Genomic DNA, 25,455 nt, shown 5'->3' with positions numbered 1-25,455 from the left:
TTTTTTGTGGATATGTTCGGGAACCCTATGGAATTACCCGCCGGTGCACATAGGCACCGGGTGTCAGTCCCATCTCATACTAATTGTTTTGTGAATCGCCAAAGGTATAAAAAAAATTGGCTTATCCCTCGGCTTTCACTATATTTGTAGAATATAAGATGTGCCTCAGGTAAACTCAAACAATTTTGGCTTACCATTCGGCTTTCATTATATTTGTAATTCTTAAAAACGAGAAAGAAACAGAATGATGAATAGAAAACCCTTGATCCTGGTCACTAATGACGATGGGTATCAGGCGAAAGGAATCGCTTCATTGACGGAAGCGGTGAGAGATTTAGGAGAAGTAATTGTATTCGCACCCGATTCGCACCGTTCGGGTATGTCGAGTGCCATTTCCACCAGCCAGCCACTTCGGGTAAGATTGCATAGGGAAGAGGAAAATCTGACCGTTTATACCTGTAACGGCACGCCGGTCGATTGTGTGAAACTGGCATTGAACGAGTTTGTGGATCGCAAGCCCGATTTATTGGTTTCGGGGATCAATCATGGCTCTAATGCCGGGATCAGTGTTATTTATTCCGGTACTATGGGAGCTGCTATCGAAGGCTGTGTCTTCGATGTGCCTTCTATCGGTTTTTCGTTGTGTGATTTTACACCTGATGCCGATTTCTCTTTCACAAAAGAGATCACCAGGAAACTGGCATCAATAGTAATTGATGAAGGGCTTCCCCGGGGAATTTGCCTGAATGTGAATGTACCGGCCGGAGAGGTGAAAGGGATCAGGATAACAACGCAGACACATGGCAAGTGGGTGAATGAGTATCACCGATCCAAGGATGGATCAGGTAGAGATGTCTTCTGGATGACCGGTAATTTTGAAAACTGGGAAGAGGAGAATGACAACAGCGATGAGTGGGCCTTGGCAAATGGATATGCCGCGGTTGTACCGGTAAAGATCGATATGACAGCTTATGACTTTCTGCCCCAGTTGAAAGAGTGGAGTATCAATGGGATTTACTGATTTGACGATTTCATAATTTCAAGATTTGACAAAGTTAGAAATCAGAACTAAGAAGATAGGAAGTTTGATGATCCCACGAATTAATTCTAAAATCTTTATTCTCCCTCAACCTCATTCAACCTCATTCAACCTCATTCAACCTCATTCAACCTCATTCAACCTCATTCAATCTAAATCAATCTTATTAAGATGAAGTATTATCTTATAGCAGGAGAGGCATCGGGCGATTTACATGCATCCAACCTGATGCAGTCGCTATGGAAACATGATAAAGAGGCAGACTTTCGTTTCTTTGGGGGTGACCTGATGCAGTCAGTTGGCGGAACGTTGGTAAGGCATTACCGTGACATGGCCTTTATGGGTATTGTTCCTGTGGTGCTAAATGCACGTACTATCCTGCGGAACCTTGCGTTCTGTAAAAAAGATATTGCCGCTTATCATCCCGACGCGGTGATCCTGGTCGATTATCCCGGTTTTAACCTCAAGATTGCCAAGTATGTAAAAACTAAACTCAATATCCCTGTTTACTATTATATCTCGCCCAAAGTGTGGGCATGGAAAAAATACCGGGTAAAATCGTTCAAAAAATATGTGGACGAAATGCTGTCAATCCTCCCCTTTGAAGTGGATTTCTTCAGGGAACATCAATATAAAGTGCATTATGTAGGAAATCCCACAGTGGATGCTATTGTCCAACGGGATCATAAAGAGGAAACTTTCAGCCAGTTTGTGGAAGCAAACGATCTGGATAATAAGCCGGTGATCGCACTTCTTGCCGGAAGCCGTAAGCAGGAGATCACTAATAATCTTCCTTCGATGCTGGAAGCGGTCAAAGGTTATTCGGACGGTTATCAGTTGATCGTGGCAGGCGCACCGGGTATCGATCCGGCTTTCTATGGCAATTTTATCAGCTCCTTTCCTCCTGCAAAGGTACTTTTTAATCAAACCTACCGTATTCTGGCACAGTCGGATGCTGCGTTAGTGACTTCCGGTACAGCTACCCTGGAGACAGCCCTGCTTAATGTTCCTCAAGTGGTTTGCTACAAAACACCTATGCCGAAGACCACTTATTGGGTCTTTAAAAACATTCTTCATACGCCTTATATTTCCTTAGTAAACCTAATATGCAATCGGGAGGTTGTAAAAGAACTGTTTGCCCGCTTCTTCACAATAGATAATATTCGTAAGGAGCTGAAACAGATACTCCATGTGCAAAGCTACCGGCAAAATATGCTCAGCAACTACGAAGAGATGCGCCAGATCCTGGGAGGTCCGGGTGCTTCGGATCGGGCTGCGACCATCATTTATGCCAAATGTATGAAAAATAGCCACCTCTGACAATACCCGTAGTCTTTTGCCGGAAAATATTTTTATTGAAACTGCATTTTTTCTCTCTTTTTTGTTTTCTTTGTAGGATTTCAGATTCAAGATTCAAAGATTCAAGATTTGGGATTGATAGGTCATTAGTCATTAGAAATTTAATTCATAATTCAGATGAAGGTAGGTATTCTTACTTCCGGCGGTGATGCCCCGGGAATTAACGCGACCATACGTGGCGTTGGAAAAACAGCCATCAATAATTATGGCATGCAGATAATTGGTATCCAGAACGGTTTTTCCGGACTGCTGTACAAAGACATTGTGGAACTTACCGATCAGTCTCTTTCGGGAATTCTGAATATGGGAGGGACAATTCTGGGTACGGCACGCGAGAAAGTATTCCGTAAAATGATTACTTCCCCCGACGAGAAAGACAGGGAGCAGATCAAAAATGCCTATAATGAGCTGGGGCTTGATTGTTTAGTCTGTATAGGAGGAAATGGCACACAACGTACCACCTGGATGCTTTCTGAACTGGGATTGAATGCGGTAGGAATACCTAAAACTATTGACAATGACGTATATGGTACAGATGTGACTTTTGGGTTCGATACGGCTGTGAATATCGCTACCGATGCTATCGACAGGCTACACTCTACTGCCAGTTCACATCGTCGTGTGATGGTGATTGAACTGATGGGACACCATGCGGGATGGATCACGCTTCATGCCGGGATGGCCGGAGGAGCTGATATCATCCTGTTGCCGGAGCTAGGATATAATATGAAAGTGGTTATTGATAAGATCAACCAGCGGATGGAAATGGGGAAAGCTTACTCTATTGTAGCTGTGGCTGAAGGCGTAGAGGTGCCTACCAAAGAGCGGCCTGCCACTTATTTTGCCCGTGAGATCGAAAGCCAGACCGGTTATGAAACCCGTGAAACGGTACTCGGTTATATTCAACGGGGAGGATCTCCGTCGCCCTACGACAGAAATCTTGGCACATTGCTGGGTGGACATGCGGCAGAGCTGATCCATGAAGGAAAATTTGGAAGGATGGTTGCCAAAATAGGATCAGAAATCACCGCAGTACCCCTGTCTGATGTAGCCGGTAAACTCCGGTTGGTTACCCCCGATAACCAACTTGTGCTGCAGGGAAAACGAATGGGTATTTCTTTTGGTGTCTGGTAAGTGAAAATAGTCCTGATCACTCGTTCTCTGTAGTGGAGGCGGGTGATTCATTTCTTGTTGTTTCAACGAGCGCCTCTTGCAGTTCGTTGTTTTCACGTAACTTTTTGATAGCTACTTTTGCTGCCATCTGGTGAGATTCTTTCTTTGAGTATCCCTTTCCGGAACCAATTTCTGCCCCTCCTACTTTCACACGGGAAAAGAAGACGGGGTTATTTTGTGCATCATAGGTAGATTCAGTCACTTCAAAGTTGACTTCCACCCTGTTCTTTTGTCCCCACTCAATCAGCCTGGATTTAAAATCGACTTCACTTTTCAATACCTTATCGATATTCAGGTGCTGTTTGATGAGTGTTTCAAATACGAATTTCTTGGCTACCCGGTACCCCTGATCGAGGTATATAGCACCGATAAGAGCTTCTAAAGCATCACCATATATATTGGTATTATGTGCCAGGTTACGGGTCGATGAGACAATAAGTTTGTCCAGTCCAAGATCTATAGCCAGCTTGTTGAGTGTTTCCCTCTGTACTATACGTGAACGTGTACTGGTGAGAAACCCCTCCTTTTTGTGTTCGAAATCTTTATAAAGGATATCTGCGACGATGGCATCGAGAATGGCGTCCCCCAAAAATTCGAGACGTTCATTATTCACCCATCGCCCTTTCTCCGACCGGATGGACGAAGAACGGTGAGTCATGGCTTCTTTATAGAGGTCTATCCTGTCGGGATAGAAGCCCAATACGTTATAAAACGAGAGATAAGGCTCTTTCCCTCTGTGCGGGAGAGCCTTTACCCTCTTTACGAGTCTTCTTAACACACTATTTGTTGAATTGCTTGAGAATTACACTTGCGTTGTGTCCCCCAAAGCCAAAAGTGTTAGATAACGCAGCTCTTATCTTCCTTTTTTGAGCTTTGTTGAATGTAAAATTCAGGTTGTAGTCAATTTCCGGATCATTGTCTCCCTCGTCATGGTTGATGGTGGGAGGAACAATTTGATCCCTGATTGCCAAGATAGTGAACATTGCTTCGATAGCACCTGCACCTCCCAAAAGGTGGCCGGTCATCGATTTGGTCGAACTGATATTCAGGTTGTAACTGTGTTCACCAAATACATCGAGGATTGCCTTCACTTCCGAGATATCGCCTACAGGAGTGGATGTGCCGTGTACGTTAATGTAATCGATCTCATCCGGGTTCATTTCGGCATCTTCCAAAGCATTCCGCATCACTAATTTAGCACCCAATCCGTCGGGATGGGAAGCAGTGATATGGTGTGCGTCGGCCGACATGCCTCCACCGACTACTTCTGCATAGATAGTAGCCCCACGTGCCAGTGCATGGCCTAACTCTTCGAGGATGAGTGTCGATCCGCCTTCTCCAATCACGAACCCGTCGCGGCTGGCGCTGAAAGGACGTGATGCCGTCAACGGTGAGTCGTTGCGGGTGGACAACGCGTGCATGGCGTTGAATCCTCCCACTGCCGAGGGACTGATCGTCGCTTCGGCACCACCTGTTACAATGACATTAGCTTTACCCAGGCGAATAAGATTGAATGCGTCGACAATTGCATTGGTAGAGGAAGCGCAAGCCGACACGGTCGCATAGTTAGGACCCCTCAGTCCATAAATCATAGAGATATGCCCGGCGGCGATATCCGCTATCATTTTCGGAATGAAAAAGGGATTGAAACGTGGCCCTTTGTCCATGTTGGTATAATAACTCCCAACTTCCTCTTCGAATGTTCTTATTCCTCCGATCCCGGCAGAAAAAATAACCCCGATACGGTCTACATTCTCATTTTCGAGATCGAGCCCTGAATCCGCCATCGCTTCTTTGGCTGCGTGGATGGCTAACTGGGCATACCGGTCATATTTTCTGGCTTCTTTACGATCAAAAAGATCGCTCGGATCGAAATCTTTTACTTCGCAGGCAAACTGCGTTTTGAAAAGCGATGCATCAAAATGAGTAATAGGCCCGGCTCCGCTTTTACCCGCCAAAGCATTTTCCCACGTGGTTTTCACGTCATTGCCAAGGGGGGTAATCGCACCCAGGCCTGTTACTACTACTCTCTTTAACTCCATAAAAATGGATTATTTTGCGTGTTGTTCTACGTAAGAAATTGCGTCACCAACAGTAGAGATCTTTTCAGCTTGATCGTCCGGAATTGAAATGTTGAATTCTTTTTCGAATTCCATGATCAATTCAACCGTATCAAGAGAGTCAGCTCCCAAATCATTGGTGAAGCTTGCGGTTTCAGTAACCTCAACTTCTTCAACACCCAATTTATCGACAATAATCGATTTCACCCTTTGTGCTACTTCAGACATAACTTTCGATATTAATTAATAAATAAAAAAATTTATTCTTAAATTTGCGATGCAAAGTAACACAAATTTTCTCTAACAGAGCAAATTTTTGTCTATTAAAATCAAGAAAAGTGCACAAATTATGTTTTTTTGTGCAGGAAACAACCGTTTTTATGACTCGTATCGCCCTGTTTGCATCGGGAAGTGGCAGTAATGCGGAGAATATTGTCCGCTATTTTTCCGGACATGAAGATATATCGGTCCCACTTATCATTTCCAATAAAAGAGATGCTTATGTACATGAACGTGCCGACCGGCTGGGTATCCCCTCTTTTACATTCAGTAAGGCTGAGTTCGATGAGGGGTCGGCCATAATAGATATGCTTCGTTCGTATGATATCGATTATATTGTATTGGCCGGATTTTTATTGAAAGTGTCACAGTCGTTGCTTGATACCTATCCCGGCCGGATTATCAATATTCATCCGGCGCTGTTGCCCAAATTCGGAGGTAAGGGGATGTATGGCGGCAGGGTACACCAGGCTGTGGTGGAAGCGGGTGAAAAGGAGTCAGGCATCACTATCCATTATATAGATGAAAATTACGATGAGGGGGACATTATTTTTCAGGTTACCTGTGAAGTGTTGCCTGAAGATACGCCTGAAGATGTCGCTCAAAAGGTGCATGCATTGGAATATGCCCATTTCCCGAGGGTAATTGAAGCTGTGGTGAAAGGGGAGGATCTTTCAAAATTTGGATAGGTAAGAATATGCAGATGGTCCTACCGTATTGTGTATCGTTTCAATGCTGAACGAAGTAGATATCAATCACGCTCCTCTATCAATGAAGAACGTCGGAGAATAAAAAAATTGAATTGAGATATCCCAAGAAGATATACACAATTGCAATAAAATTTTGCGAGAAGGAGGATCGATAGAAAAATAAATCGTATCTTTGCGCCACATTTCACACCTGCGGCCGTGGCGTAATTGGTAGCCGCGCTAGACTTAGGATCTAGTGCCGAGAGGCGTGGGGGTTCGAGTCCCTTCGGCCGCACAGATAAAAAATCGTTTAAGTCCCATCATTCGCTCCACTGAATGGATTTTAGGGCGGTACCTTTTCATATTCATCTTTTGGTGATGGATCGGGAGCGCCGTTTTGTTTGCTGCCAACTTTGTTGTACGGAATGCCCTCGCAGATTAATTTAAAACGGTAGATCATCCACTCCTTCATTCGCGCCATTGAACGGGTTTTCCGGTGGGGGTATTTCATCATATTCGTCTTTTGGAGAGAAAGGTGGAGTGTTGTTTTGGGTATTTTGTGCCTCTATTCTCCATGCTTTCACATCGGTATACCATCTTCCGTTGAATTCCCTGCTTTCCACATCAAAATCAATGGTGTAGAGTTCACCCGAATTGAGTGAAACATGCTGGAATTTATTTCCCCATAAAGAAATGCATATCTTTTTGGGATATTGATCCTGTGTCTCTACAATAATATCCTGTTTTTTCCATTCGCCGTTCCTTCCGGTTCCGGATTGAAGCGGAAGAAGTTGAATTAATTTCGCCGTTAGTTGCATGATTTTTTCGTTCAATTGCATTAGTCGTTTTCTCGCTATGGCAAAACTCAAACAAGTTTGGCTTTGCTCATTTAGCTTAACGAAAACGTTGATTATAGCCCCAAAAGATGTAGTTCGGGAACGTTTTTATTATGCGAAAATAGTATGAAAAAGGGGAATCGCCAAATTAAAAATGAATAACGGTTCCCTTAGCCTTACAATCTTCTGGATGATATGCCTGATATCCGGATAATTGGTGTTTCCTTTTCTGCTACGATTAAAGTTCTACTGCCGATAATTCCGCGAATGCTTTTTGGTAATCCCTTTCAGCTTCTAATGCACGGTTGATTGTTTCGTAATATAAGCCGATCTCTACCATATACTCCAACAGCGATATTTCTCCTGCATCCAGGGCTTTTTTCAAGAGCCCGGTATTGTTTGCCGTTACCAACGATTGGCGGTATTTTTCAGCCGCTATTTTCAAGCCTGCAGTACGATTATAGAGTATCTGCAGTTGATTGTAAAATTGTTGGCGGCTGTCTGTTTCCCGCGACTCGGCTGCTTTTACCGATGCTTTGGCTTGTTTTACCCTGTTCTTGTTTTCCCACAAAGGAATGGTGATGCCAAGGGAAAGACCCTGAAAGCGTTCTCCCACCACTTTTTCACTCATATATCCGGCAGAGAGGGTGGGCAAGTTCATTGTTTTGCTCAGCGAGAGTTGTTGCCTGCTTATTTCTATTTCCTGTCTGGCATAGGCTAAAACCGGATTTTGTTGTGCTGCTTGTGCAAACCAGTCGTCAAAATGCAGTGGAAGCAAGATGTCATCGTACTGCCAATCTTCCAGCAGGATGTCTGTTCCTCCATTCAGCCTTTTCAATTGTTCCAGCAATGCATTGCGTTCAACCTCGATACGAGATATTTCCCCTTGCACGCTGGTAAGGTTGAGTTGTACCTTATTATATTCCAGACGGCTGACATCACCTGAGTTCAGGCGGTCTTCGTAACCTGCGGCAATTGTTTCGGCATGTTGTAAGCGCTGATCCAGCTCTTTTTTCAGCGCGTTGTAGTAGATCAGGTCGATACAGTACTGTTTTGCTTCCAAAAGGATGTTCATACGGTCGGCTTTGTACTGCCATTCGACCAATACATTCTGCTTATTGGCTGCTTTGCTTTTCATGCCCGTGATAGTGGCTATGTCGAATGTTTGCATAATGCTGAAATCGGTGCGGTTGCCAATGTCTGCAGGATTTCCCCAAAGATAATTGAACCCGGCTTCCGGATTTTCAAGATATATACCCGTTTTATTTTCCAGTTTTTGTGCTTCCGCACTTTCACGAAGCGACTTTAATGTGGTATTGTTTTCCTCTATCGAGGCCAATACGGAATTGATCGTTGTCTGCGCATTCAGGGTGATACCTGTAAACAGTATCAACAGGGTTGCTATGATTGTCTTCATTTGAATTCTGTTAGTTGTTTTCTCTGTTTTTTATCTTATCCAATTTTTACAAGATTTCCGATTGCCACTAAATCATCCGACTGACGATATTTTGTGGGGACTGTTAATTCTCTTTATCTTGTAAAACCTCTGTTTCAACTACTTTCCTTCCGGTTATCAGATACATGATAGGAATGATAAAACCGTTCAAAAAGGTGGAAGTGAGTAATCCTCCCAAAATAACCTTCGCCATGGGGCTTTGTATTTCGTTACCGGGCAAATCTCCACCCAGCACAAGGGGTATCAGTGCCAAAGCGGATGTCAATGCAGTCATCAGGATAGGGTTCAAACGATCTAATGAGCCTTGCATCACACTTTCGAATTTTGAATGTCCTTCACTTTGTAAATCGTTATACCGGGTGATAAGCAACATCCCGTTGCGGGTGGCAATCCCAAAGAGCGAGATAAAGCCGATGATAGCGGGAATACTTAGCTCCCCGTTGGTGAAGAATATAACGAATACACCCCCTATCAATGCCAACGGGAGATTCAGCAGTATCACCGTCGATTGTTTTACACTCTTGAATTGGGCAAAGAGTAAAAGGAAGATCACCATAATGGAGAAGATGGAGGTGATAAACAACATGCGGGATGCTGCCTGTTCACTTTCGAATTGTCCGCCATATTCGATATGATACCCTTCGGGCAAGTCGATTTCGTCGCGGACTATTTTTTGGATATCGTTGACAACTCCCCTTAAATCACGTCCGGCGACATTTGCCGAAACGACCAGCTTACGGGCTACGTTCTCACGGTTAATGGTATTGGGACCGGTGGAAGAGGTGACTTCGGCAATATTCTCCAGCGGTACTTTCCGTCCATTGGCATCCACGATCATATTCCTGATCCGCTCCATGGTCGAGCGGCTTTCATCGTTCACTTTCAATGTGAGGTCGAACGAATTGTTCCCTTCATAGACCTGCGAAACGACTTCGCCGGCCAGCATCACGTTGATGATTTCTCCAAATTCAGGTAACGGGATACCATATTTTGCCAATAGCTCCCGTTTGGGTTCTATTTTCAACTGTGGACGTTCGATCTGTTGCTCCACGTTCAGGTCGGCAATCCCTTCCACATCCTCGATAGATGCTTTGATCCGGTTGCCGATGCCGTACATCCGGTTAAGGTCTGTGCCGAACAGTTTGATGGCGATATTTGCCCTGGTTCCCGAAAGCATATGGTCAATACGGTGCGATATGGGTTGCCCTATTTCGATATTTACGCCGGGAAGTAATTTCATTTTCTCTCGTACTTCTTCCAATAGCTCGTCCTTGGAGCGCTTACCCAAAATAAATGGCGCTTCAATCTCCGACAGGTTTACACCTAAAGCGTGTTCATCCAGTTCGGCACGTCCGGTCTTGCGCCCTGTCGTTTGTATCTCCGGTATCGAAAGCAGCAGCTCTTCCGCTATTCTTCCTAATTTATCTGATTCTTCCAGGGATATACCGGGCATGGTGCTGACACTGATGGTGAATGACCCTTCGTTGAACGGTGGAAGAAAGCTGCGGCCGAGTGTGAAGAACAGGATAATCGCTACCAGTACGACGACGCCGGTTCCGCCCAGCACCCATTTTTTATGGTTAAATGACCATCTCAATGCATGCTGATAAATCCCCTTTAGTTTTCTGGCGACGAAAGCCTCTTTTTCAGGAGTATCATCTCCCTTTCTCGATTTTCCCAACAAGTAACTACACAACACGGGCGTCAATGTCAGTGCCACAATAGTGGATGCAGAGAGTGCCGCGATAAATGCAATCCCGAGGGGTACCAGCATACGTCCTTCCATTCCCGAGAGGAAAAACAGAGGGACAAAACTGGCGATGATGATAAAAGTGGAGTAGAGAATAGGCATACGTACCTCTTTCGACGCATCATATACAACCGCTATCACGCTTCTTCGCTCCTCTACCGGTTTTAGCCGGTTTTCCCGCAGTCGTTTGAATACATTTTCCACATCCACAATCGCGTCATCCACCAATGAGCCGATTGCGATGGCCATACCACCCAAACTCATGGTGTTAATGGTCAGACCCATAAACTGCAAAGCTAAAATGGCTGATACCAGTGAAAGAGGAATGGTGACAAGTGAAATAACCGTTGTCCGTACATTCATCAGGAAAATGAAGAGGATGATCACTACAAAAATTCCTCCTTCCAGTAATGCCCTTTGGATATTGCTGATGGAGCCCTCTATAAAGCGCGACTGACGATAAATATCGGTGCTCACTTTCACGTCGGTCGGAAGAGTTCGTTGAATATCCGCTAACGATTGATCTATCTTTTCTGTCAGTTCGATCGTACTTGTGGCAGGCTGTTTGGTGACCGTTACCAGAACGGCAGGTTTCCCTTTTTCAGAGGCTACTCCCAACTTTGGGGTCTTGTCGCCTATCGTCACATCGGCTATATTTTCAATCAGGATGGGCACATCGTTCACACTTTTTACCACTGATTTCCCCAATGCATCTATCTGATTCGTGGAAAGAATACCGCGGATGATATACTCGTTCCCGTATTCATACAATACTCCTCCCGAAGCATTCTGGTTCATCTCTTTTACCACATTAATCACTTCATCCAGACTGACGTTATAATGCTTCATCCTTTCAGGACTCAACAATATCTGGTATTCTTTGATTTCACCGCCGATAACGGTAACTTGTGCCACTCCGCCGGTTGATAACAGACGTGGTCGAATTGTCCAATCGGCCAATGTACGCAGATCCCGGAGCGAAGTAGAGTCGGAAGTCAACCCGATGGTAATCAGTTCACCCAGAATGGAGGACTGAGGCCCTAAGGTAGGATTCCCGACATAATCCGGAAGCGCATCGCTTACGGCAGAGAGCTTTTCTGATACAATTTGCCGCGCGAGGTAAATATCCGTTCCCCAGTCGAATTCGACCCATACAATGGAAAATCCTGTAGTGGAAGAGGAACGGACACGGCGTACGTCGGCTGCACCGTTCAATGCAGTTTCAACCGGGAAAGTCACCAGCCGCTCTACCTCTTCGGGAGCCATTCCCTGTGCTTCGGTCATCACCACGACGGTTGGTGCATTCAAATCGGGAAATACATCCACCTCCATATTGCCGGCCGTGTATAATCCTGCGACCATAAGCAAAACCGCGGCGACCAGCACAACCATCCGGTTGTTCAACGAAAATCTTATTATTTTATTCAGCATAGCATTTCGTCTTTGCGGTTAGTGATTGTGGGTATGACCTTCCGGCATCGCGGACGAAATAGCCGCCAGCTTCACCTGATATACACCTTTGGCAACCACCTTGTCTCCCGATGCCAGGCCTGAAAGGATTTGTACTCTCTCTCCGTCGCTTTGTCCCGGAGTAACCTCCTGTTTTTTGTAATGCTCTTCATCCAGTTGCAGATAGACAAAATAAAGCCCCTGCTCTTCAGTGAGGGATGATGCAGGTACCGATATTACATCGTTTTGCGGATTGGCCAACAGAAAAATTTCGGTGAAAGCGCCCGGCAGAATATCGCCTACGTTATCGAATTCAAATGTGACAGGAATAAAAAATGATTGTCCGTCCGCTGATCTGCCGAATGACAACAGCCGACCGTTCAAATCGGAAAGTTTGTAAACCTGATTGTCGTAAGCCGGTTTAAAATTGGCAGAGGTAATGTTCTTGACCGTCTTGTAATGTTTTTCCGACAGTTCGGCCCGTAATAGTAACCGTCTGTTTTGGGAGACGGTCGCGATAGGTTGCCCTACTGATACATATTCTCCCTGTGCCACCATTCTATTCTTCATATATCCGTTGATGGGGGAGGTGACCTTCACACCGTTGGCTGTCATATTGGATGCCTGTGCATTATAGGCTGTCTTGGCGGTTTCGTAGCGGAGGCGGGCCTGCTCAAATTCTTTGGTAGAAATGATTTGGTCTTTGACCAGCAGTTCCGCCCGTTGGAATTCCTTTTCGGCAGTTTCGAATTCAATTTTGGCTCTGGTTGATGGATCCCCTTCGAGAAGATTTCTGGCGGATATTGTCACGATGGACTGGCCGGTCTTGACAGCGCCGCCGTCGGTGAGAGAGGGATTGGTAAACGACACAATTCCGTTGGAAGTCGCCACGATAATCACTTCATCGCCCTGTGCCGCCTGAATTTGTCCGCTGGTCTTGATCACATAGCTGAAAGGGGCGGGTGCTACTTGTTCTACTTCCAAACCGACCACTTCGGCCTGTTGCCGGGTGAAGTGGATCTCATCCGTATCCCCGGATGAATGATCATGGTCATGTCCCGTACCTGTCGAATGGACGTGCCCATCGCTAGTTGAGTGGCTGTGTGTTCCATCGGAAGAGTGGTCGTGATCGTGGTCATGGTCATGATCGTGTGAGTGACTGTTGTCATGGTCATGCAGATGTTCGTGCGCATCTTTTGCATCCGAAGATGATTCGTTCTTATTTCCGGAAAGGCAACCCGAAATAAGCAAGGCCATTGCGATCAATAAGCCTACAATATAAGTCTTCATTTTTGATAAAATTTATTGCTCCGTGACATGATAATGAATAGAAAATAATGTAGAGACAGCTATTTCGAGTCGGGTATAGCTATCCATCCTGTATAATGAAATACAGCAGGTTAATTCAGGAAAGGATGAAAGGCGGAGCACGCAAGCCGTGGAACCGGCTTACTTCGGCGGAAGTATAAAATAGTAAGTATTCCCCCTGTTTCGGTTTTGTGTAGGTATTATAAGCGGGGTTTATCAGGAAGTCTGAGACAAGATAAAGCAAAGGGAAAAGCTGAATATGCCCCGGATTATCGCCATTATCAAATGAAGGCGCCTTGATTTTTATCTTGCCGGGATTTGTATAATAGGTGGTTTCAGCGATGCAGGTCGGATCGTGATGGCAGCTATGGCCGCTTTGAGCCGAGTGTTCACCATCTTCCGAAGCATCCTGATGATCCTGATGATGCGTCATATGAAAACAGATTGCCTCGTTATCGTGATGATGATGCGGTATCGCTCCCGCCACCAGCACGATAAGTATCGCTACTACAATGGATGATATGGCAATCTTCTTCTTCAACCCAATCTATTTTGCAACAAAATTACAGGTTTATTTTCTTTTCTCCAAGTAACCGATCAAGATTTCAATAGCTATAAACTTCACTTTGAATACTTACCAATAATATCTACACCCCGAAGATAGCTGATTATAAATGATAGCAAATATGAGAACAGCACCTGTCAAATAATAAAACCTGTATTCCTTTTTTGACCTGTATTTGGAAATACGAGGGAGTGAAAAGGGTAAATTTATTTCGTTTCTTTGAACGATACAACCATAAGAACTGTTCTTTGAAAATAGAGGGATATTGCATCCCAACATGGAATAACTGGTGTAAATACGACGTTATCGAACATTAAATATCAATTTTCTGCACAAAAAGCATTTACCATCAAACAAATTGAAATATGAAAACGCTAAAAAAAATTCTCATCGTAATACTGATTCTCATCGTGATACCGCTTATTGTGGCACTTTTTGTACCGAAAAAATACAAAAGCAGTGGCGAAATCGTTATCAACAAGCCCCAAAAAGAAGTGTTTGAATACATCAGGTACGTCAAAAATCAGGACAATTTCGGGGTGTGGCAGCTTTCTGACCCGAATATGACGAAAACTGCAGAGGGAACGGATGGCACGGTCGGTTTCAGGTACAGCTGGGACAGCGAAACCCTCGGAAAAGGGGCACAGGTCATTACCCGCATCGTGGAAAACGAAAGAATGGAAAGTGATTTGTTTTTTTACGATTTCGGCGACGAACCCAACAAATCCTACATCACGGTCGGGGAAAAATCGCCCAACGAAACCCTCGTAAAATGGGGGATTTCGGGAAAATCGCCCTACCCATTCAACCTGATGAACCTCTTTATGAATATGGACAAGGACTTCGACAAAGGTTTACGAAACCTGAAAGAGATCGTGGAAAAACAGCCCTCTCCCACTGCCGCTGCCAGGAAAAGGGTACAGTTCAAAACCGAGATAAAAGCCCCTGCCGAAAAGGTGTACCGCACGATGCTCGGGCTGGACGATAAAACGACCTACGAGCACTGGACATCGCTGTTTCACCCCGGTTCGACCTTTGAGGGAACTTGGGAAAAAGGCTCGAAAATCCTGTTCATCGGTACGGACGAAAACGGTAAAAAAGGCGGAATGATAGCCGAAGTTGTCGAAAACAATCCCAACAAATTCGTTTCTATCCGCTCCACGGGAATACTGGACGGGGATAAAGAAATCACTTCGGGCGAACAGGTAGAGCAATGGACAGGCGGTCTTGAGAATTACACTTTTGAGGAAAACAACGGCATCACGATCCTTACCGTTGATATTGATGTTGTCGAAAGCTATGCAGATTATTTCAACCAAAACTACCCGAAAGCATTGCAAAAACTGAAAGAAGTCTGCGAGAAATGAGAATGATGAGCACGGATATTCAAAATTACAATGACAGCCAATCGGATGAAAACAAACCCACTTTCTGTGCCTTTTTGCGTGGGGTAAACGTAAAAGGAACGAATATGAAAATGGCAGAAGTCTGTTCCGTATTTGAAAAAACGGGCATGGAAAACGTGTCGTCCGTCCTGGCATCAGGCAATATCCTGTTCTCATCCGATAAGAAAAAAGATGAGTTAAAAGCACTGCTGGAAAAAGCTATGTCCACACACTTCAATTACGATGCTTTTCTTTTCATAAAAGACAAAACCGAGGTTGAAACTATTTTTACTGAAAATCCATTTGATGCCAATCCCGATTTTCACATTTATGGTTTTGCAGGCATTGCAGGCATTGAAAAAACGCTGATGGAAGAATTTGAAAAGTCGAAAAAAACGGAAGAAGAAAGGGGTTTGATAGCAGCAAACAATTTCTATTGGAGAGTACCGAAAGGAAACACATTGGAGTCTGAATTCGGGAAAATATTAGGACGGAAAAACTTAAAAGATACTTTCACTTCCCGTAATCTGAATACGTTTGAGAAGGTCTTGAAAAAGATGTAAGAATTATAAAGCCACAAAGAAAAAAACGTAGAATATATTCCGAAATCTGATTGTGAGAAATATTGACTCTCTGATTTTTCCTCATGTTTTTTGTAATTATGATTTCAATACACCGAAAATATAGTCATTATTGTAATTATAACTTCAATAAATTTGAATAATTCGTGTTTTTGCAAGTATGGTATAATATTTCTAGTCTATTAGGAACTTATTCTGGAGATGGTTCCCATCCTGTAGTTTTGAAATGATAATAGGTGTTGCCGGTTATCCCGGAAAGGATATCAATTAAAATAAAAACTTGCTTGATTTGGATGAAATCCGGAAGACCACATCGAAATCAAACAAGTTTATCGGTTGCTTATTCAGCTTAATCTAAAGCTTCTGCCTTAAATCCTTTGCTTTGGACGATGGCGATTACCTCGTCTGCTGTGATACCTTCGGATTGTACGGTCAGGATCTTGTCCTGATTATCGATGTCCACATTCCACTCACGGATACCTTCCGTACTATCCAGACCGGGTTTTACTCTGGAAACACATCCCCCGCAATTGATGTTTGTCTTGAATTGAAGTTTTTTATTTTCCATTTTTCTAACTATGAGTTATAAGTTATGAATTGATCTTTTTCCATTTCAACCTCAGGCTGTTGGTTACCACACTGACACTACTCAATGCCATGGCCGCTCCTGCAATCATAGGATTTAACAGGAAGCCATTGATGGGGTAGAGGATGCCTGCTGCAATCGGGATACCAATCGTATTATAGATAAATGCCCAAAACAGGTTTTGTTTAATGGTCGCTACAGTTTGTTTGGACAGTCGTATTGCCTGCGGTATCTTGGTGAGGTCGGATGAAATGATGGTCATCTTGGCTACGTCCATCGCGATATCACTTCCTTTCCCCATGGCGATACTTACATCCGAAGTAGCAAGTGCCGTACTGTCGTTGATACCATCTCCGACCATAGCTACTACCTTGCCTTGCTGCTGCAGTTCCTTGATAAAATCGGCTTTGTGCTGAGGCAATACTTCTGCCTTGTAATGATGAATGCCTGTCTGTTGTGCAATAGCTTTGGCCGTGGTTTCATTGTCTCCGGTCAGCATATAGAGGTCGATGCCCATATCCCGCATCTGCCGGATAGCTTCGATCGATGTCTCTTTGACCTTGTCGGAAATCGCAATTACCGAAAGTGCTTGCTTGCTATTTGAGAACCAGATAACGGTCTTGGCCTGATTTCCCCATTCATCGGCATATTTCAATAAATCATCTGAGATAGTGATATTGTTCTCCGTCAATAGTTTCTTGTTGCCGGTGAAATAGGTTTCATCGTTATGATCGGCTTTTGCTCCTTTTCCGGTGATACTGTCGAACTTTGTCAAGGGAGTGATCGCTACACCTTCCAAATGTTTTATCACCGCTTCAGCCAATGGATGTTCCGATTGTTTTTCGATGCTGAACAGGATATCTTTGGTGGAATCATTATTATTCAGCCATTGGATATCCGTTACCTGCGGCCTGCCTTCGGTGATCGTACCGGTTTTATCCAATACAACGGTATTTACTTTCTTCGCTAACTCAAGGCTTTCAGCATCTTTGATCAAAATGCCATTTTCAGCACCTTTGCCTACACCCACCATAATAGCGGTAGGGGTAGCCAGTCCCAATGCACATGGACAGGCAATTACCAATACCGTAACGGCAGCCAGTAATCCCTGTACTACACTGTTGTCGCCGCCTAAAAGCACCCATAGGATAAATGAGAGAATGGCAATGCCAATGACTATGGGAACGAAAATACCGGCAATCTTGTCGACCAGTTTTTGTACGGGAGCTTTACTTCCTTGCGCATCCTGCACCATTTTGATGATCTGGGCAAGCATTGTCTCCTTGCCGACTTTTACCGCTTTGAACCGGAAACTTCCTTTTTGGTTGATTGTACCTGCAAATACTTTTTCGTTTTCTTCTTTCAGTACAGGTACAGGCTCACCGCTAAGCATGCTTTCATCTACATAGGAATTACCGGACGTTACTATACCGTCCACCGCAATCTTTTCTCCCGGTTTGACAACGATGATATCGTCTACATTCACGTTTTCTATAGCGACCTGTTCTTCGATTCCGTCGGGTCGTATTACTGTTACGGTTTTGGGTTGCAGACCCATCAGTTTTTTGATTGCTGTGGAAGTATTACCCTTGGCTTTTTCTTCTAATAATCGCCCTAACAGGATAAAGGCGATAATAACCGCTGCGGCTTCAAAATATACATGTGCATGCAATCCCCTCTGATGCCAGAAATCGGGGAATAACATGTTGAAGACGCTGAACAGGTATGCAATACCGGTACTCAATGCGACCAGGGTATCCATATTGGCAGAGCGGTGTTTGGCTTGCTTCCACGCGTTGATATAAAAATCCTTTCCCAGCCAGAATACTACAGGAGTGGCGAAAAGCCACATGATCTCATTGGCATAGGGCATATCCATATAGAACATGCCGATGGCTACCACGGGTAAGGCCAGTATAACCGCCCAAATAGTTTTCTTTTTGAGCTTTTGGAATTTCTCGGCGTGGATATTTTCCAATGTTTCCTGCTGCGTGGTTTCATCTTCTATCAACAGGTCATAACCGACAGATTGAACCGCTTTTTGCAGTCTTGCAGCATCGGTCATGTTGGGTAAGTACTCAACAGTAAGGTTTCCCGTACCGAAGTTTACGGATGCGTTGACCACTCCCGGTTCATGCTCTACGATAGTTTGGGCACTGCTAGCGCAGGAAGCACAAGACATGCCCAATACCGGAAAGGTGTGTTTTACGGTGGTAACACCATAACCAAGATTTTTGATTGCTTTTACCGCCTCGGCCACGGTTTCGTTGTTATTTACAGTAATAGCCGCCCTGCGATTATTGATCTCCACTTTGTGCGCTTCCACACCTTTGACTTGCGACAATCCCTTATCCACAATCAGTGCGCAGTGTTCGCTCTCTACATTTTCCAGCGAAAGAAATATTGTTTGTGTATTGTCTGTTGCCATAATTGTTCAATTTTAATTAGACTATTTGAGTCGCTTGCTCCTCGATTGTTAATTTTCCGTTTGGCAAAGTAAATCAATTCACATTGCACCCACTTGTCGAAATAGTTCCTCGTTTTTTTGTTGACAATGCAAAGTTGGCAATAAAAATAGATTATCCTGTTGTAGTTTTATGGATTTGATTTGTAAGATTTACGGATGTGGTTTATTCTCCGTAGAATGCGCGTAGATTAGGTGTATTATTCTCCGTATTTTTTGCGGAGAATAAACGGTGTTTTCACCGTAAGATGATCGTGTGTCATATGGAAGTGCGATTTTTATTTGTACCTATAGTCCAAAAGAATTATCCCTTTTTTTATAATTAAACTTCCGTGTTTAGCTTAGTTTTGATTCCGTGTTTGGTGATATTTTATTTCCGTGTTTGGCGAAGTTTTAGCAACACCTGTATTGCCGGCATAATCACACTTTATCCAGCGGTTTTCTTTTGTCTTCCCTGATCTGTTTGAAATGACTTGGCGTGAGTCCGGTTACTTTTTTGAACTGATTACTAAGGTAAGCTACACTCGAATAGTTGAGACGATAAGCAATTTCGCTCAACGACAATTCATCATACACTAACAGCTCTTTTACCTTTTCAATCTTCTGGGCAATAAAATATTTCTCGATAGTCGTGCCTTCCACTTCCGAAAAGAGGTTGGACAGATAATTGTAATCGTGATGCAATTCTCTACTCAATAGTTCGGACAGGTTCGTTCTGGTATCGTTATCATGATGATGTACAAGGTTGATAATGATATTTTTGATTTTTTCGATGATCCTGCTTTTTTTGTCATCAATCACCTCAAAGCCTAACGGGATTAATACGGATTCTATCTGTTTCCTTTCTTCGGATGTAAGTTCTTTACCGAGCGTCACTTCGCCCAGCGTGATTCTTTTCACGTCTAACCCCAGTTTTTCCAACTCTTGCTGAACCACCATGATACAGCGGTTACACACCATGTTTTTGATGAAAAGTGAGCTCATAGTCGTTTTCCGTTCATAGTTATCTTCTTATGATAAACCCTATAGGTAAATTGGAGGCTAAGCCGGATGAGCCCGACTTAGCTTTCCAAATAGGATCAGTCTGACTTAACTCTTCAAAGAGGTCATATCAATCACAAAACGATATTTCACATCGCCTTTCAACAGCCGTTCATAGGCGGTATTGATATCTTGTATATTGATCAATTCGACGTCGGCAGTAATATTATGTTTGCCGCAAAAATCGAGCATTTCCTGTGTCTCTTTGATGCTTCCGATGGTCGATCCGGCAAAGTTCTTGCGTGCAGGGATCAGGCTGAAAGCCGCGATGGGTAGCGGATGTTCGGGAGCTCCGACCAATGCCAGTGTGCCGTCTACTTTAAGCAGACGCAGATAGGCATTCACGTCGTGTTGAGCCGAAACGCAGTCCAATATAAAGTGCAGCGTGTTGTAGTTAGCTCTCATCTGCTCCTTGTCTGTCGATAGGATGACTTTGTCTGCTCCCAACCGTTTGGCGTCGGCTACTTTTGACGGGGAGGTGGTGATAACTACTACATGGGCTCCCATTGCTTTCGCCAGCTTTACGCCCATATGTCCCAATCCGCCAATACCAACAATACCAACTTTGTGCCCGGGGCCTATCTTCCAATGTTTCAAGGGTGACCAAGTGGTTACTCCCGCGCAGAGCAATGGTGCAGTAGCAGCCAGATCCAGGTTTTCTGGGATATGTAAAACGAAATCTTCGTCTACTACCACTCGCTCAGAGTAGCCTCCGAACGTCTGCCGGTTGAGATGTTTGTCGTGACTGTTATATGTCTGAATATTTCCGTTTTCACAATATTGTTCGTTCCCATGCTTGCATTGCTCGCATTCCCGACAACTGTCTACCATACAACCGACGGCAGCAAGATCTCCCACTTTGAATTTGGTTACGCCGTCGCCGACTTTTGTGATTCGTCCCACAATCTCATGTCCCGGTATATTAGGATATATCGTCCCATGCCACTCGTTCCTTGCGGTATGTAGGTCGGAATGACATACGCCGCAAAATAGAATATCGATCTCCACATCTTTTACCGTTGGTTCTCGGCGGTCGATGCTCATCTGTTGTAAATCTGCTTCGGGGGCTTCTGTCCCAAATGCTTTTACTGAAAATGTTCGCATATGTTATTGCTTTAAGAGTTTACTTTCCGGATATAATCAACTTGTGCCTGATACAAAAATAGATATTATCTGTATTAATTGCTATTTCTAAAGGATTAATTCGAGGCCGGTCGATGGTATAGTGTTATGATTCTGGTTTTGTCACCATTATTTCGGAAACAAAATGCCGGTAATTTCCCTGCATAGCGATATAAATTCTTCCTGGAGTGAAAGATTATACCCAGCCAGGATTAAGACCATTTACATAAACATCTGGCCATTGTCGGGCGACAGTATCTTCTTTTCGCTTTTCGTTGCGTGCATGCAGTACGACCTGATGCTCCTGATATATAAGCATTTGGGCTGTCAATAAGCCAGGTCCGTCCGATGAGCCCATAATAAATATTCTTGCCATGTTAATGATATCTATTTTTGATCCTGGAACGTCAAGTCTTTGTCCTTGCTTGTTATCCATTGAGGTTTTTTTATTTACCAAGGATTGCAAAGAGTTAGCACTTTCATGTTCACTGTCAGAACAAAAATAGCAAAAGTTTCTTCGTCGTAAAACCTTGTGTCAATTTATTCCGGATTGGCCTTATTACAAGATTCTTTTATATTACCGATAAATATATGGTTTTTGGTCGAGGATAAGAAAAAGGGAAGATATCGGATTTCAAGATCCTATCTTCCCATGTTTAGTGTCTATTTTGAAATCTCTGGTTTACAAAGACTATGCTATTGTATAAATCTTGATTTCGGGCGTTTTGTCAAATAAAGGGGAAAGTGCCGTAACCACATCATTAGTAAACAGATCAGTCTTCAGATAAGCATTTGCATCCTCTGCACTTTCAAAGCCATGGAGAACCTGTACGTCTTCATCTCTGATCAGAAGTTCTTTTGATAAAAAATAGGGTATTAGCCTCTACATCATATCCGTTAAAATCGACATAATGTTTTCCTTCTCCCGATATAAACCAAAGAATCTGATAAAAACTATGGACATGGGGTTTTTGTGTGTTTTCTTCATTACGATGAAGATAGTTCTCCAACGGATATATTTCGAACTGTAATTTATCCAGTTCGTTTTTATGTAAATGGTACTTTTTTATTTTATCTATCTTGGTTTCTCTCATCGTTGTAATATCAAGGCGTAAAACAATCTCTATTTTTCAGCCGAAACCAGCAATATCGTCGGAAGGCGAACTTCATCTTTCGATAGCATATCTACAATGCTGTGTATGACGAAGTGGGAATAATATTACATTTGTATTTGAGATGCCGTTTGTTTGCAATTATATTATTCTTTCTCTGCGAGTTCTTTCAGTTTTTTGTTCATTTCGTGAAACCCGTTTATCGTTTTTTCGGGACTCCCTTCTTCAACTTTCCCCTTTATAAAGGTGATAAATGGGTTCCAATTTGGATAATTTTCAAAATCGGTGAGGATATCCCATATTTTTTCGGATGTCGCCCGAATAATTATTTCTGTTCTAATTTCTTTTGCCATAATAGTTATTTATATTAAAATAATGAATGATTCCTGGAGTAGATATATCATTTTTTATGTTTTTTGAAAAGGTTATCACCGATTTATCAATTTACACCAGATCAGTCTCTTTTAATTCATTTCTTAATTAACGCTGATTACTCTTGCAATGTTTATTTGTTCAAGAAATGTTTCATCGTGGGAGATTACGAGTAATGTTCCCTGATATTCATCAATGGCGTTGGTCAGTATCTCGATATTCTGAATATCGAGGTTGTTGGTCGGCTCGTCCAGGACAATTATATCCGGAGATTTGTCAGCAATATTTAGACAGCATATCATTAATCGCATTCTCTCACCTCCACTTAATGTAGCGCAAGGCTTGTCCCAAGCATCTTTAGTGAACAAAAAACGGTGGAGCCTGATCTTTACTTCGTGTTCTTGCAAAGCAGAAGTATTAAAATATGCTGCCTGTTCGTAAATTGTTAGTTTATTGTTTATCAGTGAATAATCCTGATCAATATAAACAGACCTGCTTTCTGTAACAATTGCAATACCGGTTTGAGGTATAAGGTTTCCAAGAATTATATTGACTAAAGTTGTTTTCCCCGATCCATTTGTTCCTTTTATGGCTATCCGTTCACCGCTCGTAATCCGGAGACTTAAAGGTTCGTTCCATACATACTTATCGTTCCCATAGCTGAAATTGATATCGGTGGCAGTAAAAAGTATTTTCCCTTGATGCAGACCTGAATGGTCAAATCCGAATTTCATTTTGTCGGCCTCCGGCAGGGAAGAACGCAACTCCTGCAATTCCTGTGAGATATTTCCTGTTTTCTCAGAATGGGTACCTTCTATTTTGGCAGTACTTTTTTCTGCACTGTTTCTCCACGTATTGGCTACTATTTTGGGTAGTCCTGCTTTTGACAGATCCTTTTTTGCACGCGCATCCAGTTTTTGTCGACGTTCGATCGTCTCACGTTCTTTTTCTTTGGCTTTTTTCAATGCTTTTTCCTTGCTTTGAATGTCCTGTGACAAAGCATCGAGTTTTATCTGTTTTTGTTCTTTGTAAAAGTCATAATTACCACCATAAACGGTTATTCCATGCTTGGTCAGTTCACACACCATATTTAAATGGTTGAGTAGTTTCCGGTCGTGGCTGACGACGAGTAACGTACACTTTGTGTTTTCTATAAAATCATACAGGCATTGTCTTCCTGAAATGTCCAGATGATTGCTCGGTTCGTCCAATAATACCAGTTCAGGCAGATGAATCGAGATACCCGCCAAGAATATTTTTGTCTTTTGTCCTCCGCTTAGTGTTTCGATTTTTTGTGATAGATCCAGACCACTCAATTGCCAATCGTTCAATGCGTCAGAACAACGTTCCTCGATTGTCCAGTCGTCGTTAAGCAGATCATAGTTTTTTTCTGAAATATTTCCGTTCAGGATTTCATATAAAGCTTTTAACTTTTGATCTATTTGCAATGCTTCGGCAACTGTCAGGTGATCATACTGCCCGAAAATTTGAGGGATATAATAGGGATTCGTATCTGTTTTCAGTATTCCGTCCGAGGGTTGCAATTCTCCTGCAATGATTCTTAGCAATGTGGTTTTACCCGCACCGTTGTTTCCAATCAATGCGATTTTCTCATTGGGATTAACCGTTAGATTGATATTACTGAACAGCAGAGTTTTGTCGGGATGAGTATAGGATAGGTCTTGAATAGTAAGCATAATTTCTTTCATTAAAATTAGTCGTTTTGAGTCGCCTTCGCTCCTCGATTTTCAATTCTCGCTATGGCAAAGTTCAGGTAAACTTAGATGTTTTCTCGCGACGGCATAATACAAATAAATTTGTCTTCTACCCATCGCTTATCGAAAACATTCAAACAAGTTTAACTTTGCTCATTTAGCTTAACGAAAACGTTCTCTTAGTAGATGAATAACCCAACAAACCGTTTTACGGTTTGTCTCTATAAAAGTTTGAAAGAAATTATTTATTTCATATGACTAAATTATTTATTCTCAATGGTGTCATATGGAACTCGCATTTAATCATCTTCTTATGTAACAATGATTGTTATGCTCGTTTCATTGGAGCTTACTTATTGATTTGTGCTGCAAAGATATAGATTTTTATACGGATTATCAAATCTTTATTTTACCGCCCGCAGAATTTCCCGCTTGCCGGGTGGACCGGGAAGACGTTCCACCCGGTAACCGGCAGATTGGAGTATCCTTCTTACGGCACCTTTTGCACAGTAGGTAGTGAGCACCGCTCCCTGATTGCTGAGGGTATACAATTGGCTGAATATCTCTTGTGTCCACATGCCGGGTTGTTTTTCAGGGGCAAAGGCATCGTAGTAAATCACATCGAAAGCTGTTCCCTGTTGAAACTTGTCCAATCCTTTGATATCCATTTGCAACTTCTTCAGATGAAAGTCGGGAGTTATCTCTACCCACTCTTCCCAGGGAGAAGAGTGAAGTTGTATAAACTTCACTTCCTGCGAGGGATCCAGCAATTTACTATAGTTGAACATCTTCGCCTCGGTGTTCGATACCGGATATCGTTCAAGAGTAGTATATTTTACTGTTTTACCCGATTTCTCAGTATCGAGCAAGGTGAGAAATGCATTCAACCCCGTACCGAAACCGATTTCCAATAAGTTGATCTCCGATTTATCGCAATGGTGCAATCCCGCTTCCAGATAGACATGAAGCGACTCCTGAATGGCGCCGTGTGTGGAGTGGTAATGTTCATCCAATTCCGGAACATATAGTGTGTGCGATCCGTCTTCCGTTGTTTTTAATATATGTTGCATAACTATCGGGCTTTCTGTTGGAATGACAAACAAAAATAGAAAAA

General features: G+C 43.2%; 23 protein-coding genes and 1 tRNA gene. 7 read left to right on the top strand and 17 right to left on the bottom strand.

Translation table 11 applies throughout. The features are described from left to right. Positions 1-244: 244 nt before the first annotated feature. From surE to U2P89_RS14535, 3 genes are all read left to right on the top strand, one after another. Positions 245-1,021 (top strand): 5'/3'-nucleotidase SurE, encoded by a 777-nt coding sequence (gene surE, locus U2P89_RS14545; RefSeq protein WP_091904765.1) that lies wholly within the window; start codon positions 245-247, stop codon positions 1,019-1,021. Positions 1,022-1,210: 189 nt separating this feature from the next. Next, entirely contained in the window at positions 1,211-2,359 is a 1,149-nt protein-coding gene (locus U2P89_RS14540; RefSeq protein ID WP_322191744.1) for a lipid-A-disaccharide synthase, read from the top strand. 156 nt (positions 2,360-2,515) lie between these two features. Next, the gene (locus tag U2P89_RS14535; protein ID WP_091904771.1) at positions 2,516-3,532 is read left to right on the top strand and encodes an ATP-dependent 6-phosphofructokinase; all 1,017 of its coding nucleotides are present in this window, start codon (positions 2,516-2,518) and stop codon (positions 3,530-3,532) included. 16 nt (positions 3,533-3,548) lie between these two features. Here U2P89_RS14535 and rnc read toward each other — a convergent pair whose 3' ends face one another. The 3 genes from rnc to U2P89_RS14520 are packed head-to-tail and all read right to left on the bottom strand — an operon-like array spanning position 3,549 to position 5,859. After that, positions 3,549-4,349: a ribonuclease III gene (rnc, locus tag U2P89_RS14530; RefSeq protein ID WP_091904775.1), complete on the bottom strand. Its 801-nt coding sequence runs from the start codon at positions 4,347-4,349 to the stop codon at positions 3,549-3,551. A gap of 1 nt (position 4,350) precedes the next feature. Next, positions 4,351-5,613, bottom strand: coding sequence for a beta-ketoacyl-ACP synthase II (gene fabF / locus U2P89_RS14525; RefSeq protein ID WP_091904779.1), 1,263 nt, complete (start codon positions 5,611-5,613; stop codon positions 4,351-4,353). Between the two features lie 9 nt (positions 5,614-5,622). Next, positions 5,623-5,859 (bottom strand): acyl carrier protein, encoded by a 237-nt coding sequence (locus U2P89_RS14520; protein WP_019539373.1) that lies wholly within the window; start codon positions 5,857-5,859, stop codon positions 5,623-5,625. Between the two features lie 152 nt (positions 5,860-6,011). Here U2P89_RS14520 and purN point away from each other — a divergent pair, with 152 nt between their 5' ends. Continuing rightward, on the top strand, positions 6,012-6,599 hold the full coding sequence (gene purN / locus U2P89_RS14515; RefSeq protein WP_322191743.1) for a phosphoribosylglycinamide formyltransferase: 588 nt from the start codon (positions 6,012-6,014) through the stop codon (positions 6,597-6,599). Positions 6,600-6,812: 213 nt separating this feature from the next. After that, positions 6,813-6,894: transfer RNA gene (locus U2P89_RS14510), tRNA-Leu, on the top strand. A 148-nt stretch (positions 6,895-7,042) separates the two neighbouring features. On the opposite strand, the gene U2P89_RS14505 is transcribed toward U2P89_RS14510, so the two are convergent. The 5 genes from U2P89_RS14505 to U2P89_RS14485 form a co-directional block, all read right to left on the bottom strand. Beyond that, positions 7,043-7,417, bottom strand: a complete 375-nt coding sequence (locus tag U2P89_RS14505; RefSeq protein ID WP_092025882.1) for a DUF3127 domain-containing protein — start codon at positions 7,415-7,417, stop codon at positions 7,043-7,045. Positions 7,418-7,673: 256 nt separating this feature from the next. Continuing rightward, positions 7,674-8,852, bottom strand: coding sequence for a TolC family protein (locus U2P89_RS14500; RefSeq protein ID WP_322191742.1), 1,179 nt, complete (start codon positions 8,850-8,852; stop codon positions 7,674-7,676). Positions 8,853-8,955: 103 nt separating this feature from the next. Beyond that, positions 8,956-12,072 carry an efflux RND transporter permease subunit gene (locus tag U2P89_RS14495; protein ID WP_322191741.1) on the bottom strand — a complete coding sequence of 1,039 codons (3,117 nt, stop codon included), beginning with the start codon at positions 12,070-12,072 and terminating at the stop codon, positions 8,956-8,958. Positions 12,073-12,090: 18 nt separating this feature from the next. Then, positions 12,091-13,380 (bottom strand): efflux RND transporter periplasmic adaptor subunit, encoded by a 1,290-nt coding sequence (locus U2P89_RS14490; protein ID WP_322191740.1) that lies wholly within the window; start codon positions 13,378-13,380, stop codon positions 12,091-12,093. A 115-nt stretch (positions 13,381-13,495) separates the two neighbouring features. Beyond that, entirely contained in the window at positions 13,496-13,939 is a 444-nt protein-coding gene (locus tag U2P89_RS14485) for a DUF6769 family protein (RefSeq protein WP_322191739.1), read from the bottom strand. Positions 13,940-14,328: 389 nt separating this feature from the next. Between U2P89_RS14485 and U2P89_RS14480 the strand changes: the two genes are divergently transcribed. Next, positions 14,329-15,330, top strand: coding sequence for a hypothetical protein (locus tag U2P89_RS14480; RefSeq protein ID WP_313380785.1), 1,002 nt, complete (start codon positions 14,329-14,331; stop codon positions 15,328-15,330). A 2-nt stretch (positions 15,331-15,332) separates the two neighbouring features. Then, positions 15,333-15,911 (top strand): DUF1697 domain-containing protein, encoded by a 579-nt coding sequence (locus U2P89_RS14475; RefSeq protein WP_322191738.1) that lies wholly within the window; start codon positions 15,333-15,335, stop codon positions 15,909-15,911. A gap of 367 nt (positions 15,912-16,278) precedes the next feature. Here U2P89_RS14475 and U2P89_RS14470 read toward each other — a convergent pair whose 3' ends face one another. The 9 genes from U2P89_RS14470 to mnmD all read right to left on the bottom strand — a co-directional run bounded on the left by U2P89_RS14470 (position 16,279) and on the right by mnmD (position 25,411). After that, positions 16,279-16,497: a heavy-metal-associated domain-containing protein gene (locus U2P89_RS14470; RefSeq protein ID WP_313380786.1), complete on the bottom strand. Its 219-nt coding sequence runs from the start codon at positions 16,495-16,497 to the stop codon at positions 16,279-16,281. A 22-nt stretch (positions 16,498-16,519) separates the two neighbouring features. After that, on the bottom strand, positions 16,520-18,943 hold the full coding sequence (locus U2P89_RS14465; protein WP_322191737.1) for a heavy metal translocating P-type ATPase: 2,424 nt from the start codon (positions 18,941-18,943) through the stop codon (positions 16,520-16,522). A 456-nt stretch (positions 18,944-19,399) separates the two neighbouring features. After that, positions 19,400-19,963 carry an AraC family transcriptional regulator gene (locus U2P89_RS14460; protein WP_322191736.1) on the bottom strand — a complete coding sequence of 188 codons (564 nt, stop codon included), beginning with the start codon at positions 19,961-19,963 and terminating at the stop codon, positions 19,400-19,402. A 105-nt stretch (positions 19,964-20,068) separates the two neighbouring features. Beyond that, positions 20,069-21,124, bottom strand: a complete 1,056-nt coding sequence (locus tag U2P89_RS14455) for an NAD(P)-dependent alcohol dehydrogenase (protein WP_322191735.1) — start codon at positions 21,122-21,124, stop codon at positions 20,069-20,071. A 214-nt stretch (positions 21,125-21,338) separates the two neighbouring features. Beyond that, positions 21,339-21,578 (bottom strand): hypothetical protein, encoded by a 240-nt coding sequence (locus tag U2P89_RS14450; protein ID WP_322191734.1) that lies wholly within the window; start codon positions 21,576-21,578, stop codon positions 21,339-21,341. A gap of 400 nt (positions 21,579-21,978) precedes the next feature. Next, entirely contained in the window at positions 21,979-22,236 is a 258-nt protein-coding gene (locus U2P89_RS14445) for an AraC family ligand binding domain-containing protein (RefSeq protein ID WP_322191733.1), read from the bottom strand. A gap of 164 nt (positions 22,237-22,400) precedes the next feature. Beyond that, complete coding sequence (locus U2P89_RS14440) at positions 22,401-22,607, bottom strand: SRPBCC family protein (RefSeq protein WP_322191732.1); 207 nt, start codon at positions 22,605-22,607, stop codon at positions 22,401-22,403. A gap of 123 nt (positions 22,608-22,730) precedes the next feature. Next, positions 22,731-24,335 carry a ribosomal protection-like ABC-F family protein gene (gene abc-f, locus U2P89_RS14435; protein ID WP_322191731.1) on the bottom strand — a complete coding sequence of 535 codons (1,605 nt, stop codon included), beginning with the start codon at positions 24,333-24,335 and terminating at the stop codon, positions 22,731-22,733. 410 nt (positions 24,336-24,745) lie between these two features. Further along, entirely contained in the window at positions 24,746-25,411 is a 666-nt protein-coding gene (gene mnmD / locus U2P89_RS14430; RefSeq protein ID WP_322191729.1) for a tRNA (5-methylaminomethyl-2-thiouridine)(34)-methyltransferase MnmD, read from the bottom strand. Between the last annotated feature and the right edge of the window lie 44 nt (positions 25,412-25,455).

The organism is Proteiniphilum sp. (assembly GCF_034331125.1).
Taxonomy (GTDB): domain Bacteria; phylum Bacteroidota; class Bacteroidia; order Bacteroidales; family Dysgonomonadaceae; genus Proteiniphilum; species Proteiniphilum saccharofermentans.
This window is presented reverse-complemented; position numbering and strand designations above follow the sequence as displayed.

Excerpts from the sequence above, each read along its gene's own strand:
- surE (WP_091904765.1), top strand. The coding sequence starts at position 245 with ATGATGAATAGAAAACCCTTGATCCTGGTCACTAATGACGATGGGTAT.
- U2P89_RS14540 (WP_322191744.1), top strand. The coding sequence starts at position 1,211 with ATGAAGTATTATCTTATAGCAGGAGAGGCATCGGGCGATTTACATGCA.
- U2P89_RS14535 (WP_091904771.1), top strand. The coding sequence starts at position 2,516 with ATGAAGGTAGGTATTCTTACTTCCGGCGGTGATGCCCCGGGAATTAAC.
- fabF (WP_091904779.1), bottom strand. The coding sequence starts at position 5,613 with ATGGAGTTAAAGAGAGTAGTAGTAACAGGCCTGGGTGCGATTACCCCC.
- U2P89_RS14520 (WP_019539373.1), bottom strand. The coding sequence starts at position 5,859 with ATGTCTGAAGTAGCACAAAGGGTGAAATCGATTATTGTCGATAAATTG.
- purN (WP_322191743.1), top strand. The coding sequence starts at position 6,012 with ATGACTCGTATCGCCCTGTTTGCATCGGGAAGTGGCAGTAATGCGGAG.
- U2P89_RS14505 (WP_092025882.1), bottom strand. The coding sequence starts at position 7,417 with ATGCAACTAACGGCGAAATTAATTCAACTTCTTCCGCTTCAATCCGGA.
- U2P89_RS14500 (WP_322191742.1), bottom strand. The coding sequence starts at position 8,852 with ATGAAGACAATCATAGCAACCCTGTTGATACTGTTTACAGGTATCACC.
- U2P89_RS14495 (WP_322191741.1), bottom strand. The coding sequence starts at position 12,072 with ATGCTGAATAAAATAATAAGATTTTCGTTGAACAACCGGATGGTTGTG.
- U2P89_RS14490 (WP_322191740.1), bottom strand. The coding sequence starts at position 13,380 with ATGAAGACTTATATTGTAGGCTTATTGATCGCAATGGCCTTGCTTATT.
- U2P89_RS14480 (WP_313380785.1), top strand. The coding sequence starts at position 14,329 with ATGAAAACGCTAAAAAAAATTCTCATCGTAATACTGATTCTCATCGTG.
- U2P89_RS14475 (WP_322191738.1), top strand. The coding sequence starts at position 15,333 with ATGATGAGCACGGATATTCAAAATTACAATGACAGCCAATCGGATGAA.
- U2P89_RS14470 (WP_313380786.1), bottom strand. The coding sequence starts at position 16,497 with ATGGAAAATAAAAAACTTCAATTCAAGACAAACATCAATTGCGGGGGA.
- U2P89_RS14465 (WP_322191737.1), bottom strand. The coding sequence starts at position 18,943 with ATGGCAACAGACAATACACAAACAATATTTCTTTCGCTGGAAAATGTA.
- U2P89_RS14460 (WP_322191736.1), bottom strand. The coding sequence starts at position 19,963 with ATGAGCTCACTTTTCATCAAAAACATGGTGTGTAACCGCTGTATCATG.
- U2P89_RS14455 (WP_322191735.1), bottom strand. The coding sequence starts at position 21,124 with ATGCGAACATTTTCAGTAAAAGCATTTGGGACAGAAGCCCCCGAAGCA.
- U2P89_RS14450 (WP_322191734.1), bottom strand. The coding sequence starts at position 21,578 with ATGGATAACAAGCAAGGACAAAGACTTGACGTTCCAGGATCAAAAATA.
- U2P89_RS14445 (WP_322191733.1), bottom strand. The coding sequence starts at position 22,236 with ATGAGAGAAACCAAGATAGATAAAATAAAAAAGTACCATTTACATAAA.
- U2P89_RS14440 (WP_322191732.1), bottom strand. The coding sequence starts at position 22,607 with ATGGCAAAAGAAATTAGAACAGAAATAATTATTCGGGCGACATCCGAA.
- abc-f (WP_322191731.1), bottom strand. The coding sequence starts at position 24,335 with ATGAAAGAAATTATGCTTACTATTCAAGACCTATCCTATACTCATCCC.
- mnmD (WP_322191729.1), bottom strand. The coding sequence starts at position 25,411 with ATGCAACATATATTAAAAACAACGGAAGACGGATCGCACACACTATAT.